5 protein-coding genes are annotated in these 5,745 nt (G+C 68.5%); all 5 read left to right on the plus strand.

Annotation, left to right across the window (positions count from 1 at the left end):
• Nucleotides 1-868 (plus strand): transaldolase (gene tal, locus ACFVJS_RS25970; RefSeq protein ID WP_378886392.1); only part of this gene is annotated, 868 nt, incomplete at its 5' end.
• An 82-nt stretch (nt 869-950) separates the two neighbouring features.
• Complete coding sequence (gene pgi, locus ACFVJS_RS25975) at nt 951-2,606, plus strand: glucose-6-phosphate isomerase (protein ID WP_378886394.1); 1,656 nt, start codon at nt 951-953, stop codon at nt 2,604-2,606.
• The gene (pgl, locus tag ACFVJS_RS25980; RefSeq protein WP_378886396.1) at nt 2,603-3,346 is read left to right on the plus strand and encodes a 6-phosphogluconolactonase; all 744 of its coding nucleotides are present in this window, start codon (nt 2,603-2,605) and stop codon (nt 3,344-3,346) included. Before pgi ends, pgl begins: the two co-directional genes overlap by 4 nt.
• Before the next feature lie 148 nt (nt 3,347-3,494).
• Nucleotides 3,495-4,679 carry an endonuclease gene (locus tag ACFVJS_RS25985; protein WP_378886397.1) on the plus strand — a complete coding sequence of 395 codons (1,185 nt, stop codon included), beginning with the start codon at nt 3,495-3,497 and terminating at the stop codon, nt 4,677-4,679.
• A gap of 169 nt (nt 4,680-4,848) precedes the next feature.
• A partial coding sequence (locus ACFVJS_RS25990; RefSeq protein ID WP_378886399.1) for a type IV toxin-antitoxin system AbiEi family antitoxin domain-containing protein occupies nt 4,849-5,745 on the plus strand: 897 nt, incomplete at its 3' end.

The raw sequence follows: 5,745 nt of genomic DNA on the forward strand, positions 1-5,745 counted from the left end.
CCTGACCACCCGCGACGTACGCAACGCCTGCGACATCCTCGCCCCGGTCGCCGAGTCCACCAAGGACGACGGCCGGGTCTCGATCGAGGTCGAGCCGACCCTGGCCAACGACACCGACGGGACCATCGCCTCCGCGAAGGCGCTGTGGGCCGAGGTCGACCGCGCCAACGTGCTCATCAAGATCCCGGCGACCCTCGAGGGTCTCCCGGCGATCACCGCGGCGATCGCCGAGGGCATCTCGGTCAACGTGACCCTGATCTTCTCGGTCGAGCGCTACCGCGCGGTGATGGACGCCTACCTGACCGGTCTGGAGCAGGCCAAGGCGGCCGGCAAGGACCTGTCCACCATCCGCAGCGTCGCCTCGTTCTTCGTCTCCCGCGTCGACACCGAGATCGACAAGCGGCTCGAGGCCATCGGCACCCCCGAGGCCACCGCACTGCTCGGCAAGGCCGCCGTGGCCAACGCCATCTCGGCGTACGCCGCCTTCGAGGAGGTCCACGACAGCGAGCGCTGGACCGCGCTGGCCGAGGCCGGAGCGAACGCCCAGCGGCCGCTGTGGGCCTCGACCGGCGTCAAGAACCCGGACTACCCCGACACCCTCTACGTCACCGACCTGGTCGTGGCCGACACGGTCAACACCATGCCGGAGAAGACCATGGAGGCCTTCGCCGACCACGGTGAGGTCAAGGGCGACGTCGTCACCGGCAAGGCCGCCGAGGCCGCTGCCGTCTTCGAGTCGCTGCGCTCGGTCGGGGTCGACCTCGACGACGTCTTCGAGGTGCTCGAGACCGAGGGTGTCGACAAGTTCAAGGCCTCCTGGGTCGAGCTCGTCGACACCGTCAAGGGCCAGATCGAGGCGGTCAAGTAGTGAGCGAGCGTCAGCGAGTGAACCGTCCAAGCATCACGCGGCTGCGTCCGTATTCTGGCGCTTGCGCTACGGAGGCAGGCGCGTGAGCGGGGGCCCGGTCGACGCGACGACGACGGACGCTTGGAAGGCACTCACCGAGCGACGGGACGGCTTCGAGCCCGACCTGCGCTCGTGGTTCGCCGATGATCCCGGCCGGGCCTCGCGCTTCACCTTCGAGGCGGCCGACCTCCACGTCGACCTCTCCAAGAACCTCCTCACCGACGAGCTCCTCGCCGACCTGCTGGCGCTGGCCGAGCAGGTCGGCCTGGAGGCTCGGCGGGACGCGATGCTCGCCGGCGAGCACATCAACGTCACCGAGGACCGCGCGGTGCTCCACACCGCGCTGCGCCTTCCCGCCGACGCGTCCCTCACCGTCGACGGCACCGACGTCGTCCCCGGGGTCCACGAGACGCTGAAGAAGGTCTTCGCGTTCGCCGACCGGGTCCGGTCCGGCGAGTGGAAGGGCGTCACCGGTGAGCGGATCCGCACGGTCGTCAACATCGGCATCGGTGGTTCCGACCTGGGACCGGTGATGGCCTACGAGGCGCTGGAGCCGTTCCGCCACCCGGAGATCGAGTGCCGGTTCATCTCCAACATCGACCCGACCGACGCGGGCGTGACGCTCAAGGGGCTGGACCCGGCGACGACGCTGTTCATCGTCTCCTCGAAGACCTTCTCGACGCTGGAGACGCTGACCAACGCCCGCCTGGCGCGCGCCTGGCTGCTCGACGCCCTCGGCGACGACGTGGACGCCGCCGACGCCGTGAAGAAGCACTTCGTGGCGGTCTCGACGGCGCTCGACAAGGTCGCGAACTTCGGGATCGACCCGGAGAACGCCTTCGGCTTCTGGGACTGGGTCGGCGGCCGCTACTCGGTCGACTCCGCCATCGGCACCTCGCTGGCGATCGCCATCGGGCCCGAGGGGTTCACCGAGTTCCTCGGTGGCTTCCATGCGATCGACGAACACTTCCGCACGACACAGCTCGCCCGGAACGTGCCGGCCCTGATGGGTCTCCTGAACGTCTGGTACGTCAACTTCTTCGACGCTCAGACCCACGCCGTGCTCCCTTACTCCCAGCTGCTGCACCGGTTCCCTGCGTACCTGCAGCAGCTGACCATGGAGTCGAACGGAAAGTCGGTGCGCTGGGACGGCACCGCGGTGACCTCGGCGACCGGCGAGGTGTTCTGGGGCGAACCCGGCACCAACGGCCAGCACGCGTTCTACCAGCTCATCCACCAGGGCACCAAGTTGATCCCGGCGGACTTCATCGCATTCGCGAACCCCGCCTATCCGCTCGCGGACGGCGACATCGACGTGCACGAGCTGTTCCTGGCCAACTTCTTCGCCCAGACCCAGGCGCTGGCCTTCGGCAAGACCGCCGAGGAGGTGCGCGCCGAGGGCACCGCGGAGAACATCGTCAACGCGCGGGTCTTCTCCGGCAACCGGCCGACCACATCGATCATGGCTCCGTCGCTGACCCCTGGTGTGCTGGGTCAGCTGATCGCCCTCTACGAGCACATCACCTTCACCCAGGGTGTGGTGTGGGGCATCGACTCCTTCGACCAGTGGGGAGTCGAGCTCGGCAAGCAGCTCGCCCTGCAGATCAGCCCGGCCGTCTCCGGTGACGCGAAGACCGCCGAGCAGCAGGACACCTCCACCCAGTCCCTCATCGCCTACTACAGAGAGAAGCGAGCGTGACGACCCGCGACGGTCATCCCGAGTCACTCATCGAGGTCCACGACACCGCCGAGGCGCTGGCCTCGGCGGTGGCCGGGGAGTTCCTCAGTCGCCTGGCCGACCTGCAGGCCGCCGGCGACGTACCCACCATCGGCCTCACCGGCGGCACCATCGCCGAGGCCATCCACCGTGAGATCGCGCGCCTGGCTCCCGAGTCGGGCGTCGACTGGGGCGCGGTCGAGTTCTTCTTCGGCGACGAGCGCTACGTCGCCGCCGACTCCCCCGACCGCAACGCCGGCCAGGCCCGCGCCGCCTTCCTGACCGAGGTCGGCGTCCCCGACCACCGTATCCACGAGATGCCGTCCACCGACTCCGGCCTGAGCGTCGACGAGGCCGCGGCGCAGTTCTCCGAGGACGTACGCAGCCACGGCTCGGGTGGCTTCGACATCCTGATGCTGGGCGTCGGCCCCGACGGCCACATCGCCTCGCTCTTCCCCGGCTTCCCGCAGCTCGACGCGAAGGACGCGATCGCTGTCGGCGTCACCGGCTCGCCCAAGCCTCCGCCCGAGCGGATCACCTTCACCTTCGAGGCCCTGCGACGGTCCTCGACCGTCTGGTTCCTGGTCAGCGGCGAAGGCAAGGCCGAGGCCGTGGCCAAGGCCCACGCCGGCGCCCCGATCAGCGAGATCCCCGCCACCGGCGTCGTCGGCACCAACGAGACGACCTGGTTCTTGGACCGCGCGGCCGCGTCCAAGCTCTGACCCCCACCCGACTCGGCGCGACTGTCCCACCCGGAAGCGCCGAGTCGGCGCAAATGTCTCGGGAACTCCGTTACCCAGGTTGCTAACGGCAGGTAAATCTTTGCCGCAGCGGGTTCCACGCGCACCTGCCGACTGCCACCATCCGAGCATGTCCTTCAGCGCCTCTCGGCGGCTGCGCCTGACCCTGGCCAGCCTCGTTGCCCTCGCCCTGGCGAGCTTCATGGCGGTCGTGATCACGACCGCCCCGGCCCAGGCGGCCACGATCACCGTATCCACGGCGATCGCCACCCAGAACGGCTCGACGGCGACCGTACGTGGCTACATCGTCGGCCAACCCACCGCGACGAACACCGTCGTGACCAGCAACTACCCCAACGACTACGCGCTCGCGATCGCCGACTCGGCCTCGGAGACCAGCACGTCGAGGATGCTCTACGTGCAGATCCCCGACGCCTTCCGCAGCAGTTGGGGGCTGCGCTCCAACCCGAGCCTGAAGGGCCGCCAGATCGACGTCACCGGCACCTTGACGGCGTACTTCTCCCACCCGGGGCACAAGAACGCCACCGCCTTCGCGTTCTCCGGGTCCACGCCGACCCCGACACCCACCCCGACCACCAGCCCCACCCCGGACCCGAACATCCCGGCGGGCTACTACGACTCGGCCGCCGGCCTGTCCGGCTCGTCGCTGAAGTCGGCGCTGCACAACATCATCGACGGCCACACCACGCTGTCCTACAGCGCGGTGTGGGAGGCGCTGAAGGTGCTCGACCAGGACCCGAACAACTCCGCGAACGTGATCGAGTTCTACTCCGGCGTCTCCACGCCGAAGACCAACAACGGCGGCGACGCCGACAACTGGAACCGCGAGCACACCTGGCCGCAGAGCCGCGGCGACTTCGGCACCAGCAACGGTCCCGGCACCGACGTGCACCACCTCCGCCCCGAGGACGTCACCGTTAACGCCACCCGCGGCAGCAAGGACTTCGACCTCGGTGGGTCGGCCGTCGCGGAGTGCAGCGACTGCTGGACCGACGCCGACTCCTTCGAGCCACGCGACAGCGTGAAGGGCGACCTGGCCCGCGGCATCCTCTACATGGCCGTGCGCTACAACGGCGACGACGGCTTCGCCGACCTGGAGGTCAACAACTCCATCAACGGCTCGACCAACTACCTCGGCAAGGTCTGCGTCCTCCTCGGCTGGCACAACGCCGACCCCGTCACCACCGCCGAGCGCACCCGCAACAACAAGATCTACTCGACCTACCAGCACAACCGGAACCCGTTCGTCGACCACCCGGAGTACGCCGAGTCGATCTTCGGCCCCACCTGCTGACCCAACTCCCCCGAGTCGGCGCATCTGTCCCAGGCAGAGGCGCCGACCCGGCGCATCAGTCCCGCTCGAACGACCCGAGTCGGCGCGTCAGCCCCACGTTGTCCACAGACTTTTCCACAGCCCCTGATGTCCGGTGGCGGTGTCGAAGGCGACCTTTCAGACTCTGGGCATGGACATCAACGAGATGCTGTTCAACGGAAGCCTCGGGAGCACCTTCCCGTTGCCGTCGACCGAGCCGTTCACCTTCAAGATGGCGCGGGAAGCCGGGATCTCACGGAGGCGGCTCGGAAAGCTGCTCGAGACGGGCCTCGTGCGCCGCCCCATCAAGGGCGTATATCTGGCCACCGAGGCGGGCGACTCTCTCGCCGTCCGCGCTGCGTGCTTGAGACTGGTCGCGCCTGCCGACTGCATCGTCGTCGACCGACATGCCGGCTGGCTCCTCGGAGCCGAGATGATCCTCGCTCCTGGTGAGCACATCAGCCTTCGGCCGCTCTCGTTCTTTCGGCCTGCCGGTCGCGGCCGCCTCCGCAACGACATCGCCAGCAGCGGCGAACGCGACGTGCAAGACAGTGAGACGAACGAGATCGGAGGTCTGCGGGTCACCACCGCTCTGCGTACGGCCTGGGATCTCGGACGCGTCCGCTGGCCTGACGAGGCGATCGCCGGAGTCTCGATGATGCACCGACTCGGTGCGTACGAGCCGGAGGAGTTCATCGAGGGAATCGAGCGGTTCCGTGGCCAACGGTGGGTCACCACGCTCCGCGGGATCGGCCCGCTGGCGGACGGCCGGTTCGAGTCACCGCCCGAAGCGGTTCTCGGTCTGCGTTGCCATCAAGCGAGGTTCCCGATGACGCCGCAGGTCGAGGTGTCCACCGTGACCGGTGAGTTCGTCGCGCGTCTCGATCTGGCCAACGAGGACCTTCTCGCGGCTGTCGAGTACGACGGCGCGGAGTGGCACTCCTCCCCCGGTCAGGTACTGGAGGGGCAGGGAGCCAGTGCGAAGAAGCTGCAGGAGGCCTTCCGCAAGGCGAGGGGAGGGCGCCGCGTGACCACCGCGGACCCCGAG

Origin of the sequence: Nocardioides sp. NPDC057772 (genome assembly GCF_042798075.1) — a bacterium.
Taxonomy (GTDB): Bacteria; Actinomycetota; Actinomycetes; order Propionibacteriales; family Nocardioidaceae; genus Nocardioides.